A 26,199-nucleotide genomic window follows, 5' to 3' on the forward strand; every position below is an offset into this window, starting at 1 on the left:
GTGGCGCAATATGATTGTAAGGTGTCTCGGGCGCTACTTAAATTAGGTTTTTTTCTTTGGCCCAGTGCAAAGTTTTATCCAAAGCAACGCTGAAACGCTCAATTATTTGATCAATTTCATCTTCGGTAATGATCAAGGGCGGACAGAAGGCAATTGAATCCCCCATGTTTCTTAAGATCAAACCTTCGTCGATTGCACGTTCGTTCAGATAGGTGCCGACTTTGCCGATAGGATCAAAACTTTCTTTGGTTACTTTGTCCCGTACAAGTTCGACAGCAGCAATCAAGCCAACGCCACGAACTTCACCAACAAGGGGATGGTCTTTGAATTGGGCAAGACCAGCTTGCAGACGCTCTCCCGTATTTGCCGCTTGAACAAAGAGATCGCGTTCTTCGTAAATTTTCAAGGTTTCCAGAGCAACGGCGGCACACACAGGATGGCCTGAGTAGGTGTAGCCATGCCCCAGAACCCCAATTTTTGCCGAATTATCTGCGATCCCTTGGTATAACTTGTCCGTAATCATAACAGCAGAAATCGGTAGATATGATGAACTCAAAGCCTTGGCGACGCTAATAATATCAGGCTTCATACCAAATGTTTCACAGCCGAAGGCATTCCCCGTGCGGCCAAATCCGCAAATAACCTCATCCGCAATCAACAGAATGTCATATTTCTTCAGAACAGCCTGAATTTTCTCCCAATAACCTTTGGGGGGTACAATGACACCGCCGGCCCCCATGACAGGCTCGCCAATAAAGGCGGCAATGGTTTCAGGGCCTTCATCTTGAATCATTTTCTCCAATTCATCGGCCATGCGAGTTGAGAAATCTTCTTCACTTTCGCCGTCCAGCCCAAAGCGCCAATAGTGGGGACAGGACGTATGAAGAATATTGGCGATCGGCAGGTCAAAATCGGTGTGGTTTGCAGGAAGGCCTGTCATACTGGCACTGGCAACCGTCACACCATGATACCCTTTTATACGGCTGATTATTTTTTTCTTTTCCGGACGTCCTACCGCATTGTTGTAATACCAGACCAACTTGACCACCGTGTCATTGGCCTCTGATCCGGAATTTGCAAAGAAGACCTTCGACATGGGGACAGGTGCCATGGCAAGGAGCTTTTCTGATAATTCAATCGGGGGGATCGGCGTTTTGTGGGTGAAGCTGTGGTAATAGGGCAGCTGTTTCATTTGCTTGTTTGCTGCGTCTATTAATCGTTCTTCGCCAAAGCCTAGGGAAGTTGACCACAAACCGGCCATAGCTTCGATATAGGACTTTCCTTGGTCGTCGAATACATTGACGCCTTTACCGTGAGTGATAATCAACGGGCCTTTTTCTTCATGAGCACGGGCATTTGTATAAGGGTGGAGGCAATAGGCGACATCGCGTCCGGCCATGGAATTAGGTGTGCTTAAATTTGCTGAATCACTCATGTTGAATCCTGCTCAAAGGTTTTTTGTTTCTGATTGTGATTACACCTGAGAGCTATAGGGACTTCAAGTCGATAAATCATCGCGTAGAAATTTATTTTACAGAGAATTCTGTCAAAGGTGCTTTATGGGGAAAGAAGTTCATAAGCTTATAATTCTGGTAATACTTTCTGTTCTATTTTTAGGGAATACACAGTTAAAGAATATTGCGATCGAACTAATTCGACGTGAGATGCATAACCTAAAAAAGCAGGGCAGGGCAGGGGTTTGGGCAGGACGTTCAGCGTATTATTGACGTATTATCCTCGCAATTAGCTAAAATTAACCCTCGAAAACAGCTTGTTAAAATGGCTGTGACGAATACAAAACATCTTGAAAGTCTTTTGGCAGAAGACAATCGTATTAATCAAATTCTTATCCAGCGATTCCTGAATGATCAACCTTGCAATGTTACCTTGGTCGAAAATGGTGTTGACGCTGTCGAGGTTTGTAAAAAAAGTGTTTGATGTTGTTTTGATGGACGTCGTTATGCCCAAGATGGGGGGGAGGCAACAGAAGTTATCCGTGGTCTGGTGCTGTCTTGGACGGGTAATGTGCCGATTATTGCTTTGACGGCTGATTATGCTGCCGAACATCAAAGAGCGTATCAAAAAGCTGGTATGAATGAATGTGTCGGGAAGCCTATTGCGCCCGAAATTCTGTTAAATACAATTAATAAGCTGACAAATTAACCGCTCCCTGGAATTTGTATAATTGCACTAAAGTCAGGTTTTCGTCGGGGCCGCAGGACCGGAAGCGGTTGTCGTATCAACAAAAAACTGGTCTAAGAGTAAACAGTTTTTTATCCCTTTTCTATCCCTTAGGTGCAGGCCCCGATGCTGATTGTTTTCGAGAGTATCTTTCCGATATTTGCTATAATTTTACTCGGGTTTGGTTTGCGGAAAAGCAACTTTGTCCCAAAAGAGCATTGGCGGGTTTTGGAAGAACTTTGTTTCTGGATATTTTTCCCCTGTATTCTGGCGACAACTCTGATCAAGGCTGATCTATCCGCGATTGAGTTGGGACCTTATGTCTTTTCAGCTTTGGCGATGATGGTTAGCCTTGGTATTTTTACGCTGTTCCTATGGCCACTGTTGCGTAGTTTGTGGGGAACGAGCAGGGGGCAGTTTTCAACCGTTTATCAGACTGTAACGCGGTGGCATGGCTTTATTGCTTTGGCAATTGTCTTGAAGCTATATGGGCCGGAGGGTGGCGCGTTGATCGCCTTGGCGATGGCGGTCATGGTGCCTTTTTTACAAATAACCAATATTCTGGTGTTGGCGACTTTTTCTGATGATGAAAATCAGTCGGGTCCCTCTTTGTCCAAAGTTGTGAAAACCATTGTTGTAAACCCTTTGTTGTGGGGTGTTTTGTCCGGGCTAGTCCTTAATCTTTTGGATGTGAATGTCTGGGAACCCGCCATGACAATGGCAGATCTGTTGGGGCGGGCAGCGTTGAGTATGTCGCTTTTGGCTTTGGGGGCTGGGCTAAGCCTTAAGGCTGCACTCAATCCTTCGCGCGAATTGCTGGTCGGGTTGATTGGGAAGCTTCTGTTGACACCTGCTGTTATGGCAGGGTGGGCCTTATGGTTTGGTATCTCTGACCTGTCATTTTCTGTTTTGATGGTTTGTGCGTCGGTGCCGACGGCGATGAACGGTTATTTGTTAGCTAAGAAAATGGGGGGCGATGCGGACCTTTATGCAGCGACGTCAACAGTGCAGACAGTGGTATCGTTCTTTAGCATTCCCTTGGTTCTATGGCTCGCAAAGACCTATGCTAACGGGCTGTGATTCCAACTGGTTTGCGCTTTGATACGTTTTAAATCTGCACGCACAATCAACTTTTGGGCCGTGGCCACAGGGATCATATAGATACGTCCCCAAAAATTATGGGTTTTAACGGATGATGTAATGGTAAGCGTGGTTATATCTATCTTTATCACAGGTGATCACATCCTGATGCCTGCGCCGTGCCGTTAGCATCAGAACTATTGACGGAATTAATAAGCAGGCGGCCCGTCAGTACTTAATACCCCTGTCAGTACTTAATAGATGACAGCACGGCTTGAAGTCCTCTGGAAAAAGAGTACTTGTTACAATTGAAGATCAGCGGAGGTTAATGTTGTTCAATGGCGAGGTATGTATAAATGCTGGATATGGCTCACGTCTGGACAGAATATAGGGCTGTGCTAAAGGCTTTTTTGCATTCTAAGGTGTCAAACCCGACAGAAGTTGAAGATTTGCTTCAAGAAATATTGATAAAAACACATGAAAATCTTAAGAGCATAAAATCAGAAAGCTCATTGAAATCGTGGCTTTTTCAGATTGCGAACAACACGATTATCGATTTTTATCGGGAGAAGAGTAAAGCGGGCAAAGTTAGGTCTGATGACCTGTGGTATGGTCAGGAGGAGGCCGGTAATGAATTTGGTCTTGCTGGTTGTGTGAAACCGTTTATTCAGGCTTTGCCATTTGAAAGTGCAGAACTTTTAACGGCGATTGATATAAAAGGTGAGGAACAGAAGAGCTATGCTGCAAGAAAGGGTATTAAATACTCAACTCTTAAATCAAGAGTTCAAAAAAGCCGGCAGGAGCTAAAGGGGCTCTTTGAAGATTGTTGTTACCTGACTTTTGATTATTCAGGAACCGTTGTTAATTATGTCGAAAAATCAACAAATTGTAAAAAATGCTGATTTTTTTCGTCTTTTGCTTTGTTGAACCGTCTTATTAGGTAGTTTCAACATAATACGAGTAAAAACATGATTAAAATTGTTAGCTTTAAGATCTGTCCTTTTGTCCAGCGTGTCACTGGTTTGCTTGAAGCAAAAAATATTCCCTATGATATCGAATACATTGACCTGAAAAATAAACCTCAATGGTTTCTGGATGTTTCCCCAACCGGGCAAGTGCCTGTGTTAATAGCAGAAAATGGCGAAGCGCTTTTTGAATCAGATGCTATCATGGAATATCTGGATGAGATCTATGCGCCACTTGTTCTTGAATTGACACCAGAACAAAAAGCAAAAGATCGTGCTTGGAGTTACCAGGCTTCAAAGCATTATCTTGCCCAATGTAGCACGATGAGAAGTCCTGATGCAGATACCCTTTCTGAGCGTCTTGAGACGTTGAACAAGGCTTTTGAGCGGGTAGAAAAACAAATTGGCGTTGGCCCGTTTTTCAATGGTGGCACCTTGGGAAATGTAGATATTGCATGGTTACCGTTGTTACATCGTGCTGCGATTATTTCAAAACATCGGGATTTTGATTTTCTGGCTAATTACCCAAAAGTAAAACAGTGGCAGTCGAATATACTATCTACTGAGTTTGCAGAAAAATCTGTCGCGGATGATTTTGAGAAAGCATTCACAGACTTTTATCTCTCAGATAGTACATATCTTGGCGTTGGCGAGATAAGGAGTGATATTGCTGAGAATAATAAGCTCAAACCCAGAACTTGTTGTTAGGATATTCTTGATATAAGGCCCTTTGTCTTAAAAAGATGGTGGGCCTTATAGTTCAACAGGATGTCCGTGGGGTGTGCGCAAATAAGCCCTGCGCCATTCTTCTTTACGGGCGGTCATTTCTTCTGATTTTATCGCTTGCTTCTGTGTAACAATTTTCTCGAGCACATTGAGCCAATGGTTGTAATAGGTGTTCCCTAGATCCGGGTCTCCATCAGCTTGGGCAAGCTTGATTTCCTGACTAAACATATCTACCCATTCCGACCATGTGAAATGGCCTTCATCACAAAGGCGAACGGCTAAGGCAAAGGCTTGTGCTTGCCATGGCTCGGCAAAAACGGGGCCTTCTTCATCGGTTGGCAGTTGCGGTAAATTCTTACAAAAGTGTTGGGTTATATTGCTCATAGCTTTTCCATGTAACTTTGCCAGAGATCAACGTGTATGGTCGTATCGTTGCCATCGCCCCACAATTGGCTGCCGTCAAACGATACATTATAGAGGTGTTGACCTGTTTTATTTCCCTGCGCATTCTCATCTGGAAAAATAAAGCTGCCATAATAATCGCAAATGGTACCTTCGTGTCCGCGAATGTATCTAGGGGCGCGCGTGTGTCCTGCGGGATTGAACTGTATGACCTTGATTTTGTCGCCGATCTTGAATTCTTGAGGGTCATTGGTCGGAAAATCGCAAGGCCCCCCGGACGCGAGGATATCCTGAACGGCTGACGCCGGGACACATTTGTCTGTGAGTTCTTTATGGGCTGGATTAATTGCTTTTCCCATTGCGAGTTCTTCGGATGAGATAACACTTCGTTCCACCAAAAGTGTTTCCAAACCAGCCAGCCAGTTTTCATAGTAACTGTTCGAAAGATAAGCCACGGGGTGTTGGCGTTCGCGGGCAAAGCGAGAAATGTCAATGTTCCACTGTCCAAGCCATCCTGCCGTTAAGGTTAAGCCAAGAGCGCGTTTTTCCCATTCCGCGTGGAAAAGAGGCTCTTCGTGTTCAGGTTCCGGATTGATTGGTCCCAAGCCATGCATTCCACCAAGATCATGCGCGCCGTTCATAAGGTTTCTCCTGTCATGGATATCTCTGGTTCTTATCTTACAAGGATTAGGGTGTTGGGTTTGATTCTCGTGCTTGCAGTCTTTCGGGCGTTAGGGCTTGTTCAACACCGATCATGGAATTTCGTGTCACAAGTTTTTCAAGTTCTTCTGTCGTCCACCCATCAGTACCTTCCGGGCGCTGGGGCAGAACAAGGAAACGCATTTCTGATGTTGAATCCCAGACCGAGATTTTCGTATCTTTGGGAAGCGTTGTTCCAAATTCGGCCAAAACGCCTTTGGGGTCTGATACAGCCCGTGCCCGATAGGGAGCAGATTTATACCAGACAGGGGGCAAGCCAAGAACCGTCCATGGGTAACAGGAACAAAGGGTACAGACGACAAGGTTGTGGCGAGTATCGGTGTTTTCGACCACTTTCATATGTTCGCCCTGACGGCCTGTATAACCCATGGAATGAATGGCTTTGTTGGCATCCGAGAGTAAAAGAGATTTAAAGTCAGAGTCTGTCCAGGCGCGCACAACAACTTTGGCACCGTTCCGGGGGCCGACTTTTGTCTCATAAGTTTCGATAATTTCATCTATGGCAGCGGGATCAACTAACCCTTTTTCAACAAGAAGCGATTCAAGTGCTTTGACCCTGAGTGCAGGATCAGAAGGTGGATCGGTATGGTCGTGTGAATGATCGTGTCCCATGGTACGTCCAGTTTTGTATTTATTATTAATTTTGAGCTAATCAGGGTGAAAAGCAAACAAGTATTATATTAGATGACATGAAGCAGTGGTCAAAAATATAAATGAGCACTTCCAGTTATTTTTAATATCACTTTAGTTGATGGCAATTTATAAATATCGATTTGAAGTTGTGTGATCCAATGTTATTTGTGAATTCAAAATTTTATTAGTTAAAGCTTAAAAGAGACTAAGATGATAGATAATGCCGACGAAAGCCTAAAAAAATGGCAGGACAGTGTCCAAGCTTGGGCTGCTATTACTAAAGAAAACGCAGAAATTGATGTTCTTGTCGGAATGCTTACTTCTATCGCATCTGCAAGTCCAATCATTGACAAGTTTTCTACTTGGCTTTTAGCAGGAAGCGCTGGGATAGGATCATTGTTTATATTAAACTTGGATAGGCTAGTCCCAATAATTAATTCAGATCGTATTCAATGGGCACTTTTTTTCCTAATACCCTCTGCAATCTTTGGTGTTTTTTCAAAATTAAATTCTTTATCAATTCAAACGGGGGTCCATTCTACTCAAAGAATGAAGGAAATCTTGTTACCTATAATTGAAAAGCACATGGGCAATGAAGACGAGATTGGGAAGGCTGCAAAAGAGAGTAATAGCCTTATTGATATGACAATTGATTTTAAAAAAATAATGAATGAATTTATTGATTGTTACCCATTTCCTGTAAGATACTTTATAAAAAAATATCAAAAAGATGAAGATTTCAATCAGGTTTCAGCACCAAAAAAATGGGTTAGAAGTTTAATTTGGCAGAGCTTTAATACGAGTATTCAATTTATTTGTGTTCTGGTTTTTGCAATAGTTCTGATTTCTGGAATTAACATTATTTAAGGGCTGACATGGATAAGGGATGGATTTTTATATATGTAATTATGTGATTTCTATTTGGCTCTAGGTTCTTATGTAAATTTTGATGATTGATTAAAGGCCGATGCTCTTTTCCCATAAGAGCATCGGTCATGCATTTGTTGAGGTTCTTATAATCCGATCCAGACCAATCCCGCTCCGCTAAGAGCTGAGATTAGAAGAACACGAGTCAAGCTCCAATGGAGCTTCAGGATCAGAAAGCCACAGGCTGACGAGAGTAAAATAACGCGCCAGTCGAGTGAACTTAAATCAGGTATCCAGACATTGAAGGGACCGAAAGGTTCGGCTTCTACTTTGGCAAAGAAAACGTGTAAGCCAAACCAGATGGATAGATTTAAAATCACGCCAACGACTGCGGCTGCAATACCGCTCAACGCACTCCGTAATCTTGGCTGCGTCCCAATCCAGTCAATGTATGGAGCGCCAACAAAGATCCAGAGAAAACAGGGAGCAAAGGTCACCCAAAGTGTTACCAGTGCACCAAGCAGACCAAGGCTCAGGCCCCCTTCGCGGAAAGCGGCAATAAATCCGACAAACTCGGTCACCAAGATCAAGGGGCCGGGAGTGGTTTCTGCCAGTCCTAGCCCGTCCATCATTTCCCCGGCTGTTAACCAGCCAAAATGAATAACAACATCCTGTGACATATAGGCAAGAACAGCGTAAGCCCCGCCAAAGGTAACCACAGCGAGTTTGGAAAAGAAGATCCCGATATCATTGAGGATCGACTGTGGCGCGAATACGTTGAGCAAGACAAGCGGCGTTGCCCATAAGACAAGCCATAGCGCAATAGTCCCAAGAGTTTGCATGAGATTACGGGTACGTTTTGTGATTTCCTCGGGGGCGCTTATATCAGCATTGTTGCGCAGGAAGCCAAACAGGGCGGCAACGACAATGATCATGGGGAAGGGGAGGTTTAGAAAAAAAATGCCAATAAACGCCAGTCCCGCAATAATCCAATGTTCCGACAAATGCAGGACTTTCTTGGCGACGCGATGAAGGGCCTCGATAACAATAATCAAGACACAAGCTTTCACACCTAAGAACAAGGCACTTACAAGTGGAACATCGCCAAAAAGGGCATAGATCGTGGCAAAGGCCAGCACGACCAGCGCGCCGGGGATAACAAAAAGTAATCCTGACAATAAGCCTCCAACAAACCCGTGCAATCGCCACCCCGTGTAGGTGGCAAGCTGCATGGCTTCAGGTCCGGGCAATAGCATACAAAAACTAAGTGCGTTGAGATATTGTCGTTCGCTTAGCCAAGGCCGCTCTTCGACAATCATACGATGCATTAAGGCAATCTGAGCTGTTGGACCTCCGAATGACAACAGTCCAATCTTGAGCCAGACATGAAACAATTCCTTCATAGAGGGATGAGCAGAGGCAGCCGATGCTGTCTCTTGGGATGTTACTTCTGATGATACGCGACTATTTTTTGTCATATTGTTTTCTATAGAGGACATGGCTTAATCCCCTTTTGAGGGATGTTGGGAATTGGGAGCAGGCCAATCATGACTTTCGCTGGTGGCATCGCGCGCCCAGCGGTAAAAGGCATCATATAACGCGATACCCGCATCCAATTGCTGCAGATCATCACGGTACATGCGTGATAACCCCAGAGATGCAGCAAGAAGCCCCGCAGCTTCTGGTGCCAAATCATGTCGGTTGGTATCTGCACCGCGAACGATTGTTGCCAGTCGTTTAAGCGGTTCTGTTTCAAGGTTGAATTCTTCAATCATGGTATCAAAGGTGCATTTCTCGCCACGATGGCTCCAGTAAACATCTTCAACATCAAAAGGCGTTGCATTGAATTTGTCTGCAACATCCATAACCTCAGATGCTGTTACATAAAGAATTTGGGCATTGCGGTCGATAAAGCGACGGATTAACCAGGGGCAAGCCAGACGGTCAATCTTGGGGCGTAATCTGGTCACCCATACGGTTCGGCCCTCGATATTTCTATCTGGAATTCTCTCTACAGGAACCAGTGGGTTGTTTGTTTCTTCCCACCCGAGAAACCCGCCTTCCAGGCTTTCCGTTCGAACGCCATGATCACGCAAGATAGCTGCGGTTCCTTGGCTGATTTTTTTTCCCTTGTGACAGGTGACGACCACATGTTGATTTTGCAAGGATGTTGCTAGCGCAGCGATGCTTTGAAAGGGATAGCGAAAAGATTGAGGAATAAGTCTTGGATCTTTGGCAAAGTCTTCGTCAATCCGTAGGTCGATAATAACCGGAGCGTCCGGTGTACCGACGAGGCGGGATAATTGAGATACTTTAATTTCATTTGGTGATGGCATAGCGCATCCTCTCACACATTCGGTGTTCAATTAGGATGCGAAACTTGGGCTGTCGCCTCACGGGGTGTTCGCAACCCCATGTCACAATTCTACGCGGTTATTTTCTGAGGTCAATCGAGCTTTGGTGAAAGTTTAAATTTAATAGTATTATAAGGGCCTTAGATAATACTAAGGCCCTTATGAAGTTTAGGGGTTTTCCTATAAAGTTAACCAAGCTGTGAAGGCATAACCCGATACGATTGCGCCAAAAAGGCCGAGTAGAAGATAGAGGACGAAAACGGGTTTCTTGACCAGTGCATAGACACCCATTGCTGCCGGAATAGAGGAAACTGATCCCGCGAGCATAAAGGTCATGCCTGTACCAGCCCCCATACCAAGTTCAATCAAGCTGTTGATGGTTGGAATGGCGGCATAACCGTTTAGATAAGCCGGAATACCGATGAGAGCTCCAAGCGGAATAGACCACCATTGCTCGTCCCCAAAAAGCAGAGCAACTTTATCGACGGGCAAATAGGCAACCATCAGGCTTTCGAACAGGAAGGCGAGTGCGAGCCATTTGAAAAGGAACCAGCCATTGGTCATTGCTTCGGTTTTGAAGGTTTTTGTTCGTTTGGGATCGTGCCAAAATTTCCAGTAAATTGTTGTGTCAGGCTTTTGGGCGCTGTCTTTCTGATCAGTGCCACAGCTTGTGGCACAGGATGATCCGCACCCATTTTCTGTTTGCGGACGCATGATTTCCTGAAAATAACCCGCCCGGACCATCAGGTAAGCGATAATGCCTCCCGTTGTTCCCATCAAAAAGGCAGCAATGGTTTTGAAGGTTGTGAACTCCAATCCAAAAACGGCGCTGGTCAAAATAAACATTTCCGGATCCATGAGGGGAGAGGAAATCCAGAAGGCCATGACCGGGGCTAGGGGAACTCCTGCCCGTAGGAGGCCGGCAATCAACGGAATAACCCCACAGGAACAAAAGGGAGATAGCGTGCCAAATAATGCAGCAATGCCAATACTGACGATGGGATTTCCCGATGTTGTCGTATTGATTTTGCTGTCGAGATTACTCGCCTTGGTATAGGCCGCGACACCAATCGAAAGTACAATAAAGGGAAGAATGGCCACTATGTTTTTTGCACTAAAAACAATCGAAGGCCAAAGTTGATTTTGATCTAGAATGGCAATCAACACGAGGGTAAGCAAAAATGCGAGGATAACTTTATCCAGCCGCAAGTTGTTCCATTTTGTTATTTCAAGGAAAGACATAACATTACCTTATTTCTGGAATTATCGAAATATTTAAGCAAGCTTTATTCAACATGGATCTCTTCTTCTAAATTATGGTCTTATTCGTTCAGAGGTTAAATTCTCTAGGACTAAGTTCTCTTAGGTTAAGTTCTGGGTTTAAGTTCTGGGCTCAAGCCTCTTGAAGTCCATTACAGCAGTCTTCCATCAGATAATCCAACAGACTGTTTGTTAGTTGATAATCCAATCGGCACCGTAAGACCCGACCTTCACGTGACTGGATCAGAAGTCCCGATGTCATCATGTGAGAGATATGGTGTGATAGTGTGGAATGTGGCATATCCAGTTCTTTTTGAATATCGCCAACCGCAAGCCCTTCGTCCCCGGCCTTAACCAGCAGGCGGAACATTGCCAGACGTGCCGGATTACCAAGTTTTGAAAGACAGACTGCTGCTTTATCCAGTTCCATATCATCCTCAGATATTATTTCTGTATTTATCGAAATAATATCTGAGGGGCTGTTTGTCAAGCCGTCACATACAGATCATGTATGATTGAAGGTGGGTTTTATATATTAGAGCTCTGAAAAACGTTGGTTATGGAAGAGGGTGCCGCTTTGCATGGTTTGGGCTTAACAGTCAAATCGGTGGCGCATGTTTGGGAAGAGCTTAGGGATGGACGTTTGGTCGAAGTGATAAATATATAAAAGAAAGGCTAGCCTCTCGGGCTAGCCTTTCTTCTTTGGTGATAGTACTTCTTATCAGAACTAATCTGCTTTTCCGCCGTGTTTGCTGGACCATTCATTCGGGCTGCTCAGGAATGAACGAACAGTGACAAGGTTATCATTTTCGAGATAACCTTTTTCTTCGGCAACTTTTAAGGCATCCCACCAAGTGGCGAGGGCATGAAGTGTCACGCCTTCTTTGGCGAGATCAGTTACGGACTGTGGGTAGATGCCATAGTGGAAGAAAACAAAGGTATGGTCACATTTACCGCCTGCGTTGCGGATTGCTTCGACAAAGTTAAGCTTTGAGCCGCCATCGGTTGCAAGGTCTTCAACCAGAAGAACGCGGCTGCCTTCTTCCATATATCCTTCGATCTGCGCGTCACGGCCAAAACCTTTTGGTTTTTTGCGAACATAAAGCATCGGCAGACCCATGCGTTCTGCAATCATTGCCGCAAAAGGAATGCCCGCGGTTTCTCCGCCAGCAATAGCATCAATTGATTCATAGCCGATATCACGTTGGATCAGTTCAACGGCCATGTCCATCAGCTTTGCACGGGCGCGGGGGAAAGAGATAATCTTCCGGCAATCAACATAAACAGGACTGATGCGACCAGATGTAAAAGTAAATGGGTCTTCCGGACGGAAGAGAACAGCTTCGATTTCCATCAGAATTGAGGCTGTTGTTCTGGCGGTTTCGGTAATTTTGCTCATCGAGTATCCGATCCTTGGGTCAGTTGCCGATAGCTCTTTGTTCACAGCTATCCGAATAATTTTGATCTATTTACCTCTTGCGTTGCCCTGCTGCAATATTTTTCCCCCTTGGGGAACGTAAGTCAAAAAACATTCATGTAAATAATAGCATCCTAAGGTGAGACTGGTTATCTTGTTTCAAAACTGTATTTGCCAAACGAGACCTGTTCGCGAGGAAGAATGTCTGAAGGTTCTGAAAAGAGTAATAAAGAAAATAACCAAGACACTGTCTTGGTTTGGCGTGAAGATAATATTGCGACGGTTGTTTTGAACCGCCCAGAAAAACTGAATGCCTTTAATTTGGCTATGTGGCAAGACCTTGGGACTGTTATGCTTGAACTCGGGGTTGATGAGACATTGCGGTGCGTTGTCATTCGGGGCGCTGGGGGGAGAGCCTTTGCTGCAGGGGCAGATATTGCAGAGTTTCGGAAGGTTCGCTTTTCATCACAACAAGCTGCTGATTATGCCAAGCCAATGGACCGCGCGGCAGATGCCATTCGTCAATGTCCACACCCAACCCTCGCCTTTATCGAAGGGGCGTGCATGGGCGGTGGGCTGGAAATTGCCGCGCAGTGTGATCTCAGGATAGCCAATCGCTCTGCAAGGTTTGGTATTCCGGTCAACAAAATCGGGAACGTGCTGCCTTACCCGGCGATGATTGCTTTGGTGGGGCTGGTCGGGCGAAGCGTCACAATGGAACTTCTTTTAGAAGGTCGCATTTTCTCGGCCGAAGAAGCGTATATAAAAGGGTTGATTGGCCGAATTGTAGAAGATGATATTGCTGAAGCGGAAGTTTATAATTCTGCGAGACGTATTGCAGAAGGCGCGCCGTTGGTGGCGCGTTGGCATAAAAAACACGCTTCACGGGCGCAAGACGCAAAGCCTTTGACGGCGGAAGAGCTGTCTCAACCATTTCTTTGTTGTGATACTGCGGATTATAAAGAAGGAATTGCTGCGTTTCTTGAAAAGCGAAAACCAAGGTTCACAGGTGCCTAGAAATAGCGAAGATTGGTCAGAGGTATATTTGCAGTTTGATTTTATGGTGGGCTTTTCTGCGCACCCCATTTGGGATATTTAATTATGATATCTGGCGTCTATCCAAGCTTTAATCACTATCTTAATATCAATTAAAATGATTATACTTAAAGGGCTTTGTCGGAAGTTGTTCTTGCGGTGTTTTTGAATTGGCTGGTTTTGTATGTATAAAATGCTGGATCTGAATGAGATCCCAGAGAGTTCCCCGGTATTTTTTATGGCTTCCTATTATGATCGGTTGCCGAGATTAGGACCCAATGATTCGGAACAGTTACCTCTCCCTCTATGGTCAGACTTTAATCCGGTAGAAATACGAAAAATTTTAGCTTGGACAATGGTGATTCAGCGAAATGAGGCCAGTCCGTCCGGTCATCTTATCAAACTTGAGGGCGATAAAATAATAGAAGCTTCCGGTGTCAATTCCATGGGGAAAACGTTGGCTGAAGCGTTCGATCCTGAAATGGCCCAGATTAAGTGGCAAGAAATGGAAGATGTGGCGCAACAGCGGCGTACATCCTTTACCCTAAGTCCTGTCCCCCGATCAGATCGGTCTTTTATTGATCTGTATCGTGGATGTTTCCCCTTTTGTGATGCGCAGGGTGATGTTTGCCGTCTGGTGATTATCGTTGCGCCGGTGAAAGATGTTGTGCGGTAATCGTGTGCAGGCCGTTTTTAAGACCCGAAGATTAGAATAGTTTCATAACGGCTTCGCCATGACCAACGAGTTGTCCATGTTGGTTTTTGACATCACAAGTCAAAAATTTGATATGTTTGCCACCACCTTTTAAAATGCCTGTTGCTACTAATTTATCATCGACCTTAGCAGCCGAAGTAAATTGTGTGTTGAGAGAGAGGGTCACGGCACGACGACGTTTTTCTGGGTCTGGATTGTGGATCAATGTGTAGCCACAAGCTGTGTCAATTAGGGTCGCGAGAACACCACCATGCATAATTCCTGCGCTGTTTAAGTGGCAGTCAGCAATAGTCAGGGCAATGCTGGCTGATCCTTCGGTCCACTCAGCAAGGCTATAGCCCATATGTTGCCCAAAATTACTCAATTTTTTTTGTGTGGTATCCTGTGTATTTGATTTTTTCATGACGATTCCGCTAAGTACAAATTGTTATGGGTTACTGGTGTTCGTCGAAATGAGGGTGCTAAAAGTTATCTTTGATTGGAAGAATATTGGTGTTTTTGAGTTCTTCCATGACAACGTAACTATGGGTTTGGGAAACCCACGGTGTTGCCGCTAGTTTATCCCCTAGAATACCACGATATTCGGCCATGTCAGCCGCACGAACTTTGATTAGATAATCAAAGCCACCGGACACCATATGACATTCCAAAACTTCTGGGATTGCCATAATGGATTTCTTGAATTCTTCAAAGGCTGCCGAGGTGGTTCGTTCAAGCGTGATCTGGACGTAAACCAATAGATTTGCGTTTACCTTAGCTGGATTAAGCCAAGCCATATATCCCTTGATATAGTTACTTTGTTCTAGCCTTTTAACCCTTTCTAGACAGGGCGTGGGGCTAAGATTAACCCGACGAGCAAGTTCGACGTTAGAGACACGGCCATCTTCTTGCAAGACGCGCAGGATATTACGATCTATTCGATCCAGCTTTCTTTCACTCATATAGATTATATAACTAGTAAATAGGAAATTTACTAGAGATAATATTGTATATTTTGTGAATTTGGCAGCATATATCGCTAGTGTTAGTGTATATTGCTCATAGATATGAATACGAAATACGCGCCTGAACGCGGTATCTGGGATTTACTGACATGATTATCGATAAAGAACTGGCTCATGCTACGCCTTTAATGGAGGCTTTGCGTCTTGCTTATCGTATGGATGAAACGCAAGCGGTAACCGACTTGGTTAATGCACTTGATCTACCAAGTGATGCACTGGACAGGATTTCGGCTCGTGCGCGTGATCTAGTGAAGGAAGTTCGAAAATCGCGTGTAGGACAGGGGGGCATCGACGCCTTCATGCACGAATTTGAACTGTCGTCAAAAGAAGGCGTTGTTCTGATGTGCCTGGCCGAGGCATTGCTTCGGGTTCCGGATAGCGAAACAATCGATAAACTGATACGGGACAAGCTTTCTTCGGCTGATTGGGAGGCACACCTGGGTCACAGTGATTCCCTGTTCGTGAATGCGTCTACATGGGCGTTGATGCTAACGGGCCGTGTGGTGAAGATCAAAAAGGAAGAAAGCAACGATTTTTCTGGCCTGTTACAAAGAATGGTTCAAAAAAGCGGAGAGCCTGTTATTCGTAAGGCTGTTCGACAGGCAATGAAAATTTTGGGCCGTCAGTTTGTCATGGGACGCGGTATCAAAGAGGCTTTGAACCGCGCTATTGACGACGAGAAAAAAGGCTATCGCTATTCTTACGATATGCTTGGCGAAGGCGCACGTACGATGCCTGATGCCGATCGTTATTTCGAAGCCTATCGTGCTGCCATTGCTGGAATTGGAAAAGCAGCGGCAGGAAGAGGCCCTATCAATTCTCCGGGTATTTCTATCAAATTATCTGCGATCCATCCTCGGTATGAATTTTCCCATCGTAGCCGTGTCATGAGCGAAGTTGTCCCACGCCTGAAAGAGCTGGCCTTGGATGCCAAGAAATATGACATTGGTTTAACTGTTGATGCAGAAGAAGCTGATCGTCTTGAAATTTCGTTAGATGTTCTTGAGGCTGTTTCCGGCGACCCTGATCTCAAGGGTTGGAATGGGCTTGGATTGGCGGTACAGGCCTATCAGAAACGTGCCCCATTTGTGATCGACTGGCTTGCTGATATGGCACACCGTCATGGACGACGTTTGATGGTCCGCCTGGTTAAGGGCGCCTATTGGGATACCGAGATTAAAGTTGCGCAGGAAGAGGGACAAGAGGGTTACCCCGTCTATACCCGCAAGGTTTCTACGGATGTGTCTTATCTGGCTTGTGCCCGCAAGATGCTGGCCGACCCCGAAGCTTTTTATCCGCAATTTGCATCTCATAATGCGCATACCATTGCTTCCATTATGGAGATGGCGGGGCCAGAACAAGATTTTGAATTCCAACGACTGCATGGCATGGGCGAAGTACTGTATGATCAAGTGGTTGGTTCGGCTGGCAAGGGACACCCGGTCAGAATATATGCACCTGTTGGTAGCCACGAAGATCTGTTGGCTTATCTTGTTCGAAGATTATTGGAAAACGGGGCAAATTCATCTTTTGTGAACCGAATTCAGGATGAAAAGCTGCCAATAGACGAGATTATTGCAGATCCTATTCTAAAGGCGCGTGGTCTGTTTAACATTCCGCATCCACAAATTCCTTTGCCATTACATATGTTTGGCACAGAGCGTCACAATTCAAAAGGTCTTGATCTTTCTGATGCGGTCCAATTGTCCAAACTTGGAACAGAAGTCCGCAAATTTGCGAACGAAGGTTGGCAAGGTGCTCCGATTATTGGTGGTGCCGAACAGGTGGGGATAATGCACGCTGTAACATCACCAAGTGATCGTCGGAACAATGTTGGCGAAATTGCTTGGGCTGCTACTGAACAGGCCGAGAATGCTTTGGCCCGTGCCGATCGTGCTTGGTGGGGATGGGATCAGACCCCGGCAACGGTTCGGGGTGACTGCTTGGAACGTATGGCAGACTTGCTTGAAGAAAATACAGCGGAATTCATCGCCTTGTGCATGCGAGAAGCGGGCAAAACTACGGCTGATGCTATTGCCGAAATTCGCGAAGCAGTCGATTTTTGTCGTTATTATGCGGTGAAGTGCCGTCAGGATTTTGGCGATCCGCTTGTGATGCCTGGACCAACGGGCGAGCGAAACGAATTGTCCATGCATGGGCGGGGTGTTTTCCTTTGCATTAGTCCTTGGAATTTTCCTTTGGCAATCTTCTTGGGGCAGGTATCTGCGGCCTTGGCTGCGGGGAATGCGGTGATTGCAAAACCGGCTGAACAAACAAGTCTTGTGGCTGTTAAAGCTGTGAAGCTTTTTCATCAAGCAGGTGTTCCGGGTGATGTCTTGCATCTTTTGCCCGGGGATGGGCCGACTGTGGCTGGGCCGCTTTTATCAGATGATCGTATTAAAGGCGTCGCCTTTACCGGATCAACAGAAACGGCCAAGCTTATCCAGCGAGCCCTGGCTGCACGTGAAGGGGAAATCGTTCCGCTTATTGCCGAGACCGGTGGTCAGAATGCCATGATTGTGGATTCAACCGCATTACCTGAACAGATTGTGCGGGATGTGCTGGCATCTTCGTTCCAATCTGCGGGACAACGGTGTTCCGCTCTGCGTGTTCTTTTCTTACAAGAGGATGTGGCGGATAAAATCCTCGCCATGCTTGCCGGGGCAATGGATGAATTGACGATAGGGGATTCATCTCAGCTTTCGACTGATGTCGGACCTGTGATTGATGAAGACGCTGCAGCAATGCTAAATGCCCATATTTCTCGTATGAAAACGGAAGCAAAGGTTATACGCGAACTTCCTCTTCCATCCGGTATATCGAACGGGACATTTGTCGCACCAGTTGCCTTTGAAATAGAGGGGCTACATATGTTGAAAAAGGAAGTCTTCGGTCCGGTCCTACACGTTATTCGCTATAAGGCTTCGGAGCTGGATAGTATTATTGATCAGATTAATAACTCTGGCTTTGGACTGACACTGGGTATCCATAGTCGTATCGATGAAACCGTGGATTACATTGCGCGCCGTGTTCGGGTTGGGAATACCTATGTAAATCGTAACCAGATTGGGGCGATTGTCGGGGTGCAGCCCTTTGGCGGCATGGGATTGTCTGGAACAGGGCCGAAAGCGGGTGGCCCCCGGTATCTCCACCGCTTTGCAACGGAACATTCTATCTCGATTGATACAACAGCGGCAGGCGGAAATACCTCGCTCATGACACTTTGATTTTTCCGACTGAATTTTACTCATAAAAATTAGAAAACCCGGTCGTTGTCCTTATCTGGATGGCTGCCGGGTTTTTTTATTGCCTTACGTATCTTATGAACTATCTTGGTGATGCTTTTCCCATAGCGCAGCATGAAGAAACGGATACGTAATTTGCACGAAGATGACCTGACAGAGTTTGTACAAGCTGCTATTCGTGCGGATGAGAAGCCCTTCTGGTTTGCTCAACCCCGCTTTTCCCATGTTTGGCAACAGGAATATAGATCTCCGACTACAAAGCTCTTCTTGTTTGCTGCAATTCTCGCCGCTTTATTGAATGTTATGGCTTTTATTTTTTTCAGTCTGTCGACGATTTTAAACATTATTCTTATCGTTGCGATAGGGAGTGTTATCCTCAGGTTTTGTTGGATCTATTATTTGGGCCGCCGGCTGGTTTATGTTTTGACATCTAAACGTTTGGTGTTTTTCCTCGAATCATCCAAACCAATTGAATACAAATCCTTTCCTTTAGATGAGCTCGGTGAACCAAAATTAACCAGAGGAGCTGACGGATATGATGATATTTTTTTTTCGGGTGTTAATGAGTGGGTATTCGGTATATCGGAAGGTGGGAATGTCGAGACTGTGATGCTCAAAATCAGGAACATTTCAGGGGAGTAGGTCAAACAGCAATAAATCTAAATGCATCTATTCATTATTCCTAAAAGTTTATTTGGGTAAAATTATAGTAAATGAGGCATTGGTTAGGGGGAGACCTGACCACAAAAGAAGGTATTCGGCTTATGGAAAAAGCAGCTCGTGATTTACTTTATAGCGAAAGTCCAAACTGGCTTAATAGAAGTCGAATAGAGCTAATGGATTCATTGTTGAAAAATACCCCCATTGTTGAGGGACCATTACTGGAAATTGGTGCAGGCAGTGGACATGCTATTGAAAAATTATCAAAATATGGCCCGGTTGATGCGATAGATGTTGCCCCTGAATCGTGGCCTTTAATTCAGCAGAAGCCTGTAAGAAATCTGTACACATCAGCGATCCCCAACGACAAGATTGAAGAGAATTATAGCGCTATAGTTGGACTGGAAGTTCTCGAACATATCAAGGATGATAAATTGGCTTTACAATGGTTGGTTGATCACTTGATGCCAGGTGGTTTACTGCTTTTGTCTGTACCCGCATATTCGTGGCTTTGGGGCCCTCACGATATTGCTAATCATCACTTTCGACGTTACACGCGATCGCGTCTTTTAAAATTGCTTCCGTCTAATCTTGAACTTGTCAGGAGCGGTTATTTTATGACGGCTCTTTTTCCTTTAGCAGCGATCGCTCGACTTTGTTATAACGCGAAGAACAAAACCACAGAGCAGGGCTCAATGCCTATTAAACAAAAATCATCTTTACCTTATGTGGTTGACTTGACTTTTGGTAAGATTATGTCCGTCGAGGCGTACCTTGCAGGAAAAGGAATATCATGCCCTTATGGTATGACAATTTATTTATTTGCACGTAAGCCATATCATAATTAAACAAATGAAGTTTAAAGAAAATTCGTAGGAAAATTTCATATAATTATGGGGCCTAAGAGGCTTCTATACGTTTAGTCTTTTTGATTTGGGTTTAAATTCTCCAACGTCAATTCGACATGAATAAAGCTACCTCCGCAAAGGAAACTTTATTTAGGCGTATCAAAAGAATGTAGTATGGATTTCCGTTCATTTGAACAAAACAAAATCACGATAATACAGCTACCCTAACCTTAAAAATGATGGCTCAAGGCAAAACAATAATAGAATATATATGGGCACTACGACATCTAAATATGGAGAATTAAAGAATGCCTTTATGGGAGCTGTTGCAGCAGCTGTATAGTAACGAAATTATTGGTTTAATAGGTGGTGGCATTTTCTTTGGTTCTTGGGTTTTACAAGCTTGGGAAACTCGTCAGGCAGGAAAACCTGTTGTTTCGCCCTACTTTTTTCTATTACGAGCGATAGCTTCGTTGCTAATGGCTTTTGAAGCAATAAGGGTTGGTTCTTTCTCAATTTTTATTGTTATGGCAGCAACTCTGGTATTAATACTATACAATCTTAGGCTGTCTCTAAAAGAGAGGAGCAGATAAGTTTTTGAATAATTTCAACGGTATTGCCCTTTTTCAACAATGCGATCTATCACATATTTTTGTTGCTCATTAATACGTGTCGATTGAAGTAACTCAGCTACAAATCCTACACTTAAAACCTGTGTGCCCGTCACAAACAATAAAATTCCAATTAAAAGTAATGGTCGATCCCCAATCGGTCCCATACCTAAAAACCAAAGAACAGTAAGATAAATGATAAAGGATGCTCCTAAGATACAAAGGGGTAAACCAAACATAGCAAAAAAATGGAGTGGTCTTGCGTTATACGTTGTCATCATCTTGACAGTAAACATATCAAGTAACCCTTTAATTATCCTCTCTGTTCCATACTTAGAAACTCCATGTTCCCTAGGGTTATGATGAACAGAAATCTCTGTGCCCCTGTAACCCGCGGAATGAAGGATCGCAGGTGTAAAACGATGCATTTCGCCATAAAGATTAAGGTGCCCAGCTGCTCTTTTGCTATAGGCTTTAAAGCCGCAGTTAATATCATGAATTTTAATGTCGAATAACTTTGAAGTCATCCAGTTAAAAACTTTCGATGGTATCTTTTTCCCCAAAGGATCTTGGCGACTCTTTTTCCAACCAGATACATAATCATATCCTTCAGAAATTTTGTTAAGGAAATTTGGTATCTCAGCAGGATCATCTTGTAAATCAGCATCCATTGTAATGATGACTTGCCCCTTCGCTTCGAGAAATCCAGCAGAAATTGCAGCAGCCTTTCCAAAATTTCTTGTAAAGCGAATCAAACGAACACGGTCATTTTTTTTACTTAATTTCTCAATAATCTTAGCGCCGTTATCTGTACTGCCATCATCAACAAAGATAATTTCATACGAGATATCTAATATAGTAAAGGCTTTATCGACTTTTTTACTTAAAGTCTCTAGCGTATCTTGTTCGTTTAAAAAGGGAACGACAATAGATATAAGTTGGTATTGGGAGTCCATTAGTAATAACCCAGGAAAAATAATTTGCCATTAAGTCGCTTAGAGTTCCGCTATAACATATAGGATTAATTATACTTTCATAATCAACACTATATAGTTCACGCTAAGAAGATTTATGAAAAGTCTATATCAGTGCTGATTAACGGAGAATAAATTTCTTGCAGGTGAGATCAAATGATCATTCCCACATAGCGGTATGTTTATTGTCTAGTATGATTCCAATTATTATTGGTGCTTATACATTGTCCGAACCTTTTGGACGAGATCAGGGGATTCATGCAACTATTGCTTTTTCGTTACAAAGTGGTTTAACGACATACCTTGATGTTTTTAATATTAAACCACCTATGACGACAGCTATGCATTGGCTTGCGTTAGAAATCTTTGGACACTCTATTTTTTCGATTAGATATCTTGACATGTTATTCGTAATGCTTGGCATGGCGTGTTTGACTTCGTCAATTTTAAGGTTGGGGTACGAAAAAATAATAGCACTTGGTGCTTCGGTTGGTTTTTCCTCTATGTATTATTCTTTGACATATTGGGAGCATGCTCAAACAGATGAGTGGGCAATAATATGCATAATTATTTGCTTTTTTTTTCTTACTGTTAGCTGGAAATATAGCGCTAGTTATAAGAGATTTATTTTTATCTTCCTTGCTGGTGTCTTCATTGGAATAGGATTTAGCTATAAATACACAATTGCTGTTACAGGAATATTAGTTTTTACACCGCTTCTTGTTAAGGAAGATAGTATTCAATTCTATTGGAGAGATCTTTTTTGGTTTATAGTCGGGGGGGGCGTCTTTTTATGCTTCATCATTATCATACTTTTAGCCACAGATAGTTTTGTACCTTTTATTGAAATACAAAACTTTTTACGAGGTTATTTAAATTACAATGGCAGTATGGTGCACCTCTTGAGTGCTCCTGTGACGATTGCTTTAGGTCATTCAATAGTTAATGGTACCCTAGTCCTTTTTGGGGCCGGAATGGTTGTTGCAGGATTTTTTCGGCAAAAGACCAACACACTCCATGTTACTGCTATCATACTAACGCTATGTGGTGGTCTATCTGGTTATGTACAGGGGAAGGGATTCATATACCATTTTATTCCGATTTTATTTGGTTATTCATTATTCTTTGGTTACGCAGTTAATGAAGTTTTGATCATTATCAAAAAACGTTTCAATATTAATTTTAACTACCTGATATCATCTTTCGTTCTCGTCGTTATTGTTATTTTAGATACAGGTACTCTTAGAATAAATACTTTCTCTCTTCGAGATGCTTTCGAAAAAACATCCCTAGAAACTCGTTTCGATAGATATGATATAAATGCGGATTACAGCTTTCCTGACACGTTAAAATTTAGCAATATGTTGTCTGCAATTCGTCAGCCAGATGAAGATATATTTATTTGGGGCTATGAAACAGGATTGTATTTTTTACAAGAGACCCCTCCAAAATACCGTTATCCTTATATATGGCCGTTTTCGGTTAATTTTTATGATGGACGCTATACCAGTGACTTATTGGATAGATTAAAGCGATCTCCGCCAAAGTATTTTGTTGTACAAAAAAATGACGCTACGCCCTGGGTAACTGGTCATGGGTTAGATAGTCAGAAAATTTTACAAAATCATCTTGACGTAAATAGTTATCTTATTGAGAATTATGAAAAAATTCTTCAAACAGACCGCTTTAATCTCTGGGAAAATAATAACAAACAACAGTGAATCGTTAGCTTGCTCTGCACTTCAGTTCGCTTAAATTGGATTGTCTTAGGGCTGCTTTATTGTCGGCTAGCCCCATGTGAAAAATAAGATTGTTTTGCCGGACTCAAATGGGTAATTGGTTAACGATATTGGCCATGAGGATGGCATTAGCTCGTCCTTAATAGTACTAGTGGTGAGCCGTAGTTTTTTTGAATACTTTGATAGAGAGAGACTAGTGACAAAAGCAGACTATTCTTTTGGAGGTTGCGAAAGGAGATGGAGCTATTGGTATGCTTGCTGAAATGATTAGGTTGCATTTTTAGGTAAGAAATAATGCAAGAATTATGATGTTCTCTGCTTATTAATTTCTGCTGTAACATTCTCAGCGTCGTAAATTCCCTTAAAACCCTTTTTCACTTCGTGTACCGACTTGTTTCTTGATGAACGTCCATCTCGGTCATTGTTGGAAATGGTCGTTATTAATGTTTTTGTGAAATAGACATTCCCAGTGCCGTCTTTGTTTTCGGCATTTTCTACAAATTCCAATTTATCCAGATCATAACTTTCAACAGATTTGTCTTTGTAATCGTTGATAATCAATAATCGCTTGTCCGTAATCGCGTAGTAAGTTTGTTCTGCCCGCTGTCTGGCTTCAGCTGGTTTCTTCAAGAGCTTTCGGGCGATGAAAAGAAGCGGTAACGCAAAAAAGACGAGTGCGAGTGCAGGTAAATTTCCACTGGAGAAGCTTGTGTATATGACGCCTAGTATCCATAAAACGATCAAACCGATTATGACTTTTCCGGCAATTGCTGCTTTGATTTTCTTTCTGTAAAAACGCTCGCTTACTGGGCGATCCGCCCAAATCAGTTGTTCATTCTCGATAAGTTCGGAACGGACGCGCTCCAATGGATCGTTACTCAATCTAATAAATTCCGTGTTTATGGGTTACCAAAGCTCTTTTCCTAAGATCTACCTATACGTTATTTTGTTATCCATAGCTATATTGAACACGGAATAATTCTTGCTATCACAAGGGAAGGTTTCTAAATTGTGCGAAATCTTTTTTGTGGAAAAACTTTGAAATGACGCCCAAAGATATCTGGTCGAGGGTAACTGTTTTAACGGTTACTCATAATGGTGGTGAAGTCATCGGTAATATGTTGAAAACGGTACCTTCCCAGATGCCGTTAATTGTTGTCGATAATGCATCAAGCGATGACACACTTGATATCGTTCGGGCAGTCGCACCTCAGGCTCGGTTAATCCTGAATGAAGTGGGGCTGGGGTACGGTAATGGTATGAATTGCGGTTTGCACAATGTGGAAACTGAATTTGCATTGCTTGTTAACCCTGATTCAATTCTTAGTGAAGATGCAATCATTAAATTAATCGAAGCCGCAGATCAGTTCCCGGATGCAGGATTATTTGGACCAGCTATTCTAAATCCTGACGGGTCAGTTGAACTTTCGCATGATGTGAATTTGTTTAATAGAGGCGCCTTGGGTAAACGTGTTGGCGAAATCCATCCTGAAGGCCCTTTAAGCGCTGATTTTGTGACCGGGGCAGTTATGTTATTGCGCATGGATGCTGGTCGCGCGGTTAATTTTTTCGATCGGGAAATTTTCCTTTATTACGAAGATGATGATATTTGCATGCGTCTTCGTAAGGCTGGTTACGGTATCGTTCATGTGCCGGATGCGGTGATTACGCACATAGGCGGCGGGTCGGTGCGACCAAACAGGGCGTACTATTGGGAAAAGTTTTGGCACATTTCTTGGTCCAGATTTTATTTTGAAAAAAAACATCGCGGCATGTCCGCTGCGCGAAGTCTGGCGCTAAAGTATGCTTGTCGTTATGCGTTCAAAGCTTTGGGATACGCGCTGGTGTTAAAACGCAGCAAAGCGTGGCGTGATGCTGCTCGCTTTTCTGGTGCGATTGGATTTTTGTTGGGAAAACGGGCATCAGTTCTTCCGGCCGCAGTAGAATAAAGCCGCCATAGAATAAAAAGGGTATTAATAATGAAAGCAGTACTTCTCGCGGGTGGGCTCGGGAGCCGGATTTCAGAAGAAACACACCTTAAGCCAAAGCCGATGGTTGAAATCGGTGGCATGCCGATTTTGTGGCATATTATGAAAATCTATAGTAGCCACGGTATCAATGAATTCATTATCTGCCTTGGGTACAAAGGGTATGTGATCAAAGAATATTTCGCGAATTATTTCCTGCATAACGCGGACGTAACGATTGATTTGGAAAATAATCAGCTAGAATATCACGCGTCGAAAGCTGAATCGTGGAAAATAACATTGGTTGATACGGGACCCCACACGCAAACTGGTGGACGTGTCAAAAGAATTGCGCCTTACTTAAATCCTGATGAACCTTTTTGTCTGACCTATGGTGATGGTGTTGGAAATGTGGATGTTCGCGCCTCAATAGAGGCACATAAGAAAGCCGGGCGTAAAGCAACAATGACTGTTGTGTCTCCACCGGGTCGGTTTGGAGCCGCGGTAATCGAAGGGGACGGAATTTCAGCTTTCGCCGAAAAGCCACAAGGGGAGCGCGGACGGATCAACGCAGGTTATTTTGTCTGTGAACCATCGGTTATTGATCTTATTGATAACGATCAAACAATCTGGGAAAAAGAACCCCTGACGGCTTTGGCAACCAGCGGTGAATTAACCGCTTTTTCTCACGAAGATTTTTGGCAGCCTATGGATACCCTGCGCGAGAAAAATGAACTCGAAGCAATGTGGGCAAGTGGAAACGCGCCCTGGAAAACCTGGGGGTAAAACATGGGGC

General features: G+C 43.8%; 29 protein-coding genes. 15 read left to right on the plus strand and 14 right to left on the minus strand.

The genetic code is table 11. The annotated features are described in order from the left end of the window. Positions 1 to 37: 37 nt before the first annotated feature. The gene (locus ACN0QW_RS15745; protein WP_417432670.1) at positions 38 to 1,435 is read right to left on the minus strand and encodes an aspartate aminotransferase family protein; all 1,398 of its coding nucleotides are present in this window, start codon (positions 1,433 to 1,435) and stop codon (positions 38 to 40) included. Positions 1,436 to 1,779: 344 nt separating this feature from the next. Between ACN0QW_RS15745 and ACN0QW_RS15750 the strand changes: the two genes are divergently transcribed. The 3 genes from ACN0QW_RS15750 to ACN0QW_RS15760 all read left to right on the plus strand — a co-directional run bounded on the left by ACN0QW_RS15750 (position 1,780) and on the right by ACN0QW_RS15760 (position 3,261). Next, positions 1,780 to 1,938, plus strand: a complete 159-nt coding sequence (locus ACN0QW_RS15750) for a hypothetical protein (RefSeq protein ID WP_417432672.1) — start codon at positions 1,780 to 1,782, stop codon at positions 1,936 to 1,938. Positions 1,939 to 2,025: 87 nt separating this feature from the next. Next, positions 2,026 to 2,163, plus strand: a complete 138-nt coding sequence (locus ACN0QW_RS15755; protein WP_417432674.1) for a hypothetical protein — start codon at positions 2,026 to 2,028, stop codon at positions 2,161 to 2,163. 144 nt (positions 2,164 to 2,307) lie between these two features. Further along, complete coding sequence (locus ACN0QW_RS15760; protein ID WP_417432676.1) at positions 2,308 to 3,261, plus strand: AEC family transporter; 954 nt, start codon at positions 2,308 to 2,310, stop codon at positions 3,259 to 3,261. Here the strand turns inward: ACN0QW_RS15760 and ACN0QW_RS15765 are convergent. After that, a complete protein-coding gene (locus ACN0QW_RS15765; RefSeq protein WP_417432678.1) occupies positions 3,243 to 3,413 on the minus strand; it encodes a hypothetical protein in 171 nt (56 codons plus the stop codon). The genes ACN0QW_RS15760 and ACN0QW_RS15765 overlap by 19 nt on opposite strands. 204 nt (positions 3,414 to 3,617) lie before the next feature. Between ACN0QW_RS15765 and sigZ the strand changes: the two genes are divergently transcribed. Continuing rightward, positions 3,618 to 4,163 carry an RNA polymerase sigma factor SigZ gene (gene sigZ, locus ACN0QW_RS15770; RefSeq protein ID WP_417432679.1) on the plus strand — a complete coding sequence of 182 codons (546 nt, stop codon included), beginning with the start codon at positions 3,618 to 3,620 and terminating at the stop codon, positions 4,161 to 4,163. A 66-nt stretch (positions 4,164 to 4,229) separates the two neighbouring features. Further along, positions 4,230 to 4,934, plus strand: coding sequence for a glutathione S-transferase family protein (locus tag ACN0QW_RS15775; RefSeq protein WP_417432681.1), 705 nt, complete (start codon positions 4,230 to 4,232; stop codon positions 4,932 to 4,934). Between the two features lie 45 nt (positions 4,935 to 4,979). Here ACN0QW_RS15775 and ACN0QW_RS15780 read toward each other — a convergent pair whose 3' ends face one another. Genes ACN0QW_RS15780 through nthA form a run of 3 tightly spaced genes read right to left on the minus strand, consistent with a single transcriptional unit; the run spans position 4,980 to position 6,686 of the window. Continuing rightward, complete coding sequence (locus ACN0QW_RS15780) at positions 4,980 to 5,336, minus strand: nitrile hydratase accessory protein (RefSeq protein WP_417432683.1); 357 nt, start codon at positions 5,334 to 5,336, stop codon at positions 4,980 to 4,982. Next, on the minus strand, positions 5,333 to 5,995 hold the full coding sequence (gene nthB, locus ACN0QW_RS15785) for a nitrile hydratase subunit beta (RefSeq protein ID WP_417432685.1): 663 nt from the start codon (positions 5,993 to 5,995) through the stop codon (positions 5,333 to 5,335). Before nthB ends, ACN0QW_RS15780 begins: the two co-directional genes overlap by 4 nt. A 46-nt stretch (positions 5,996 to 6,041) precedes the next feature. Then, on the minus strand, positions 6,042 to 6,686 hold the full coding sequence (nthA, locus tag ACN0QW_RS15790; protein WP_417432687.1) for a nitrile hydratase subunit alpha: 645 nt from the start codon (positions 6,684 to 6,686) through the stop codon (positions 6,042 to 6,044). Between the two features lie 231 nt (positions 6,687 to 6,917). On the opposite strand from nthA, the gene ACN0QW_RS15795 reads away from it, so the two are divergent. Then, positions 6,918 to 7,574: a hypothetical protein gene (locus ACN0QW_RS15795; protein ID WP_417432688.1), complete on the plus strand. Its 657-nt coding sequence runs from the start codon at positions 6,918 to 6,920 to the stop codon at positions 7,572 to 7,574. Positions 7,575 to 7,720: 146 nt separating this feature from the next. Here the strand turns inward: ACN0QW_RS15795 and chrA are convergent, their stop codons facing one another. From chrA to ACN0QW_RS15820, 5 genes are all read right to left on the minus strand, one after another. Further along, positions 7,721 to 9,052 (minus strand): chromate efflux transporter, encoded by a 1,332-nt coding sequence (gene chrA / locus ACN0QW_RS15800; RefSeq protein ID WP_417432690.1) that lies wholly within the window; start codon positions 9,050 to 9,052, stop codon positions 7,721 to 7,723. Between the two features lie 24 nt (positions 9,053 to 9,076). Further along, the gene (locus ACN0QW_RS15805) at positions 9,077 to 9,910 is read right to left on the minus strand and encodes a chromate resistance protein ChrB domain-containing protein (protein ID WP_417432692.1); all 834 of its coding nucleotides are present in this window, start codon (positions 9,908 to 9,910) and stop codon (positions 9,077 to 9,079) included. Positions 9,911 to 10,108: 198 nt separating this feature from the next. Then, entirely contained in the window at positions 10,109 to 11,170 is a 1,062-nt protein-coding gene (locus ACN0QW_RS15810) for a permease (RefSeq protein WP_417432694.1), read from the minus strand. 151 nt (positions 11,171 to 11,321) lie between these two features. Next, positions 11,322 to 11,618 carry an ArsR/SmtB family transcription factor gene (locus ACN0QW_RS15815; protein ID WP_299377875.1) on the minus strand — a complete coding sequence of 99 codons (297 nt, stop codon included), beginning with the start codon at positions 11,616 to 11,618 and terminating at the stop codon, positions 11,322 to 11,324. 297 nt (positions 11,619 to 11,915) lie between these two features. Further along, positions 11,916 to 12,587 carry an orotate phosphoribosyltransferase gene (locus ACN0QW_RS15820; RefSeq protein WP_417432696.1) on the minus strand — a complete coding sequence of 224 codons (672 nt, stop codon included), beginning with the start codon at positions 12,585 to 12,587 and terminating at the stop codon, positions 11,916 to 11,918. A gap of 219 nt (positions 12,588 to 12,806) precedes the next feature. On the opposite strand from ACN0QW_RS15820, the gene ACN0QW_RS15825 reads away from it, so the two are divergent. Together ACN0QW_RS15825 and ACN0QW_RS15830 are read left to right on the plus strand one after the other, a co-directional pair. Then, on the plus strand, positions 12,807 to 13,622 hold the full coding sequence (locus ACN0QW_RS15825) for an enoyl-CoA hydratase/isomerase family protein (protein ID WP_417432698.1): 816 nt from the start codon (positions 12,807 to 12,809) through the stop codon (positions 13,620 to 13,622). Positions 13,623 to 13,878: 256 nt separating this feature from the next. Further along, positions 13,879 to 14,316 carry a hypothetical protein gene (locus tag ACN0QW_RS15830; RefSeq protein ID WP_417432700.1) on the plus strand — a complete coding sequence of 146 codons (438 nt, stop codon included), beginning with the start codon at positions 13,879 to 13,881 and terminating at the stop codon, positions 14,314 to 14,316. A gap of 31 nt (positions 14,317 to 14,347) precedes the next feature. Here ACN0QW_RS15830 and ACN0QW_RS15835 read toward each other — a convergent pair whose 3' ends face one another. Next, the gene (locus ACN0QW_RS15835; protein ID WP_417432702.1) at positions 14,348 to 14,758 is read right to left on the minus strand and encodes a PaaI family thioesterase; all 411 of its coding nucleotides are present in this window, start codon (positions 14,756 to 14,758) and stop codon (positions 14,348 to 14,350) included. A gap of 58 nt (positions 14,759 to 14,816) precedes the next feature. Then, positions 14,817 to 15,296 (minus strand): Lrp/AsnC ligand binding domain-containing protein, encoded by a 480-nt coding sequence (locus tag ACN0QW_RS15840; protein ID WP_299377891.1) that lies wholly within the window; start codon positions 15,294 to 15,296, stop codon positions 14,817 to 14,819. A gap of 152 nt (positions 15,297 to 15,448) precedes the next feature. On the opposite strand from ACN0QW_RS15840, the gene putA reads away from it, so the two are divergent. The 4 genes from putA (at position 15,449) to ACN0QW_RS15860 (ending at position 20,705) form a co-directional block, all read left to right on the plus strand. Further along, entirely contained in the window at positions 15,449 to 18,586 is a 3,138-nt protein-coding gene (gene putA / locus ACN0QW_RS15845) for a bifunctional proline dehydrogenase/L-glutamate gamma-semialdehyde dehydrogenase PutA (RefSeq protein WP_417432704.1), read from the plus strand. Between the two features lie 132 nt (positions 18,587 to 18,718). Beyond that, positions 18,719 to 19,246: a hypothetical protein gene (locus tag ACN0QW_RS15850; protein ID WP_417432706.1), complete on the plus strand. Its 528-nt coding sequence runs from the start codon at positions 18,719 to 18,721 to the stop codon at positions 19,244 to 19,246. Between the two features lie 122 nt (positions 19,247 to 19,368). Further along, positions 19,369 to 20,112 carry a class I SAM-dependent methyltransferase gene (locus tag ACN0QW_RS15855; protein WP_299377900.1) on the plus strand — a complete coding sequence of 248 codons (744 nt, stop codon included), beginning with the start codon at positions 19,369 to 19,371 and terminating at the stop codon, positions 20,110 to 20,112. A gap of 308 nt (positions 20,113 to 20,420) precedes the next feature. Further along, on the plus strand, positions 20,421 to 20,705 hold the full coding sequence (locus ACN0QW_RS15860) for a hypothetical protein (protein ID WP_417432708.1): 285 nt from the start codon (positions 20,421 to 20,423) through the stop codon (positions 20,703 to 20,705). A gap of 14 nt (positions 20,706 to 20,719) precedes the next feature. Here the strand turns inward: ACN0QW_RS15860 and ACN0QW_RS15865 are convergent, their stop codons facing one another. Continuing rightward, positions 20,720 to 21,679 (minus strand): glycosyltransferase family 2 protein, encoded by a 960-nt coding sequence (locus ACN0QW_RS15865; protein WP_417432710.1) that lies wholly within the window; start codon positions 21,677 to 21,679, stop codon positions 20,720 to 20,722. Positions 21,680 to 21,891: 212 nt separating this feature from the next. Here ACN0QW_RS15865 and ACN0QW_RS15870 point away from each other — a divergent pair, with 212 nt between their 5' ends. Further along, entirely contained in the window at positions 21,892 to 23,418 is a 1,527-nt protein-coding gene (locus tag ACN0QW_RS15870; RefSeq protein ID WP_417432769.1) for a glycosyltransferase family 39 protein, read from the plus strand. A 321-nt stretch (positions 23,419 to 23,739) separates the two neighbouring features. On the opposite strand, the gene ACN0QW_RS15875 is transcribed toward ACN0QW_RS15870, so the two are convergent. Next, entirely contained in the window at positions 23,740 to 24,318 is a 579-nt protein-coding gene (locus ACN0QW_RS15875; protein ID WP_417432712.1) for a hypothetical protein, read from the minus strand. A 161-nt stretch (positions 24,319 to 24,479) separates the two neighbouring features. On the opposite strand from ACN0QW_RS15875, the gene ACN0QW_RS15880 reads away from it, so the two are divergent. Then, the gene (locus ACN0QW_RS15880; RefSeq protein ID WP_299377908.1) at positions 24,480 to 25,385 is read left to right on the plus strand and encodes a glycosyltransferase family 2 protein; all 906 of its coding nucleotides are present in this window, start codon (positions 24,480 to 24,482) and stop codon (positions 25,383 to 25,385) included. Between the two features lie 30 nt (positions 25,386 to 25,415). Beyond that, a complete protein-coding gene (gene rfbF / locus ACN0QW_RS15885; protein WP_417432714.1) occupies positions 25,416 to 26,189 on the plus strand; it encodes a glucose-1-phosphate cytidylyltransferase in 774 nt (257 codons plus the stop codon). The last annotated feature ends 10 nt before the right edge of the window (positions 26,190 to 26,199 follow it).

It is taken from the genome of Kiloniella sp., from assembly GCF_048259265.1.
Lineage (GTDB): Bacteria > Pseudomonadota > Alphaproteobacteria > Kiloniellales > Kiloniellaceae > Kiloniella.

What these genes read in the sequence shown, in the direction of transcription:
- ACN0QW_RS15865 (WP_417432710.1), bottom strand. Translation starts at nt 21,679, where the DNA reads ATGGACTCCCAATACCAACTTATATCTATTGTCGTTCCCTTTTTAAAC.
- ACN0QW_RS15820 (WP_417432696.1), bottom strand. Translation starts at nt 12,587, where the DNA reads ATGAGCAAAATTACCGAAACCGCCAGAACAACAGCCTCAATTCTGATG.
- nthA (WP_417432687.1), bottom strand. Translation starts at nt 6,686, where the DNA reads ATGGGACACGATCATTCACACGACCATACCGATCCACCTTCTGATCCT.
- ACN0QW_RS15830 (WP_417432700.1), top strand. Translation starts at nt 13,879, where the DNA reads ATGGCTTCCTATTATGATCGGTTGCCGAGATTAGGACCCAATGATTCG.
- ACN0QW_RS15870 (WP_417432769.1), top strand. Translation starts at nt 21,892, where the DNA reads ATGATTCCAATTATTATTGGTGCTTATACATTGTCCGAACCTTTTGGA.
- chrA (WP_417432690.1), bottom strand. Translation starts at nt 9,052, where the DNA reads ATGACAAAAAATAGTCGCGTATCATCAGAAGTAACATCCCAAGAGACA.
- ACN0QW_RS15850 (WP_417432706.1), top strand. Translation starts at nt 18,719, where the DNA reads ATGAAGAAACGGATACGTAATTTGCACGAAGATGACCTGACAGAGTTT.
- ACN0QW_RS15810 (WP_417432694.1), bottom strand. Translation starts at nt 11,170, where the DNA reads ATGTCTTTCCTTGAAATAACAAAATGGAACAACTTGCGGCTGGATAAA.
- ACN0QW_RS15835 (WP_417432702.1), bottom strand. Translation starts at nt 14,758, where the DNA reads ATGAAAAAATCAAATACACAGGATACCACACAAAAAAAATTGAGTAAT.
- ACN0QW_RS15825 (WP_417432698.1), top strand. Translation starts at nt 12,807, where the DNA reads ATGTCTGAAGGTTCTGAAAAGAGTAATAAAGAAAATAACCAAGACACT.
- sigZ (WP_417432679.1), top strand. Translation starts at nt 3,618, where the DNA reads ATGCTGGATATGGCTCACGTCTGGACAGAATATAGGGCTGTGCTAAAG.
- ACN0QW_RS15805 (WP_417432692.1), bottom strand. Translation starts at nt 9,910, where the DNA reads ATGCCATCACCAAATGAAATTAAAGTATCTCAATTATCCCGCCTCGTC.
- rfbF (WP_417432714.1), top strand. Translation starts at nt 25,416, where the DNA reads ATGAAAGCAGTACTTCTCGCGGGTGGGCTCGGGAGCCGGATTTCAGAA.
- ACN0QW_RS15855 (WP_299377900.1), top strand. Translation starts at nt 19,369, where the DNA reads ATGGAAAAAGCAGCTCGTGATTTACTTTATAGCGAAAGTCCAAACTGG.
- ACN0QW_RS15745 (WP_417432670.1), bottom strand. Translation starts at nt 1,435, where the DNA reads ATGAGTGATTCAGCAAATTTAAGCACACCTAATTCCATGGCCGGACGC.
- ACN0QW_RS15780 (WP_417432683.1), bottom strand. Translation starts at nt 5,336, where the DNA reads ATGAGCAATATAACCCAACACTTTTGTAAGAATTTACCGCAACTGCCA.
- ACN0QW_RS15840 (WP_299377891.1), bottom strand. Translation starts at nt 15,296, where the DNA reads ATGAGTGAAAGAAAGCTGGATCGAATAGATCGTAATATCCTGCGCGTC.
- nthB (WP_417432685.1), bottom strand. Translation starts at nt 5,995, where the DNA reads ATGAACGGCGCGCATGATCTTGGTGGAATGCATGGCTTGGGACCAATC.
- putA (WP_417432704.1), top strand. Translation starts at nt 15,449, where the DNA reads ATGATTATCGATAAAGAACTGGCTCATGCTACGCCTTTAATGGAGGCT.
- ACN0QW_RS15760 (WP_417432676.1), top strand. Translation starts at nt 2,308, where the DNA reads ATGCTGATTGTTTTCGAGAGTATCTTTCCGATATTTGCTATAATTTTA.
- ACN0QW_RS15880 (WP_299377908.1), top strand. Translation starts at nt 24,480, where the DNA reads ATGACGCCCAAAGATATCTGGTCGAGGGTAACTGTTTTAACGGTTACT.
- ACN0QW_RS15860 (WP_417432708.1), top strand. Translation starts at nt 20,421, where the DNA reads ATGCCTTTATGGGAGCTGTTGCAGCAGCTGTATAGTAACGAAATTATT.
- ACN0QW_RS15815 (WP_299377875.1), bottom strand. Translation starts at nt 11,618, where the DNA reads ATGGAACTGGATAAAGCAGCAGTCTGTCTTTCAAAACTTGGTAATCCG.
- ACN0QW_RS15775 (WP_417432681.1), top strand. Translation starts at nt 4,230, where the DNA reads ATGATTAAAATTGTTAGCTTTAAGATCTGTCCTTTTGTCCAGCGTGTC.
- ACN0QW_RS15795 (WP_417432688.1), top strand. Translation starts at nt 6,918, where the DNA reads ATGATAGATAATGCCGACGAAAGCCTAAAAAAATGGCAGGACAGTGTC.
- ACN0QW_RS15750 (WP_417432672.1), top strand. Translation starts at nt 1,780, where the DNA reads ATGGCTGTGACGAATACAAAACATCTTGAAAGTCTTTTGGCAGAAGAC.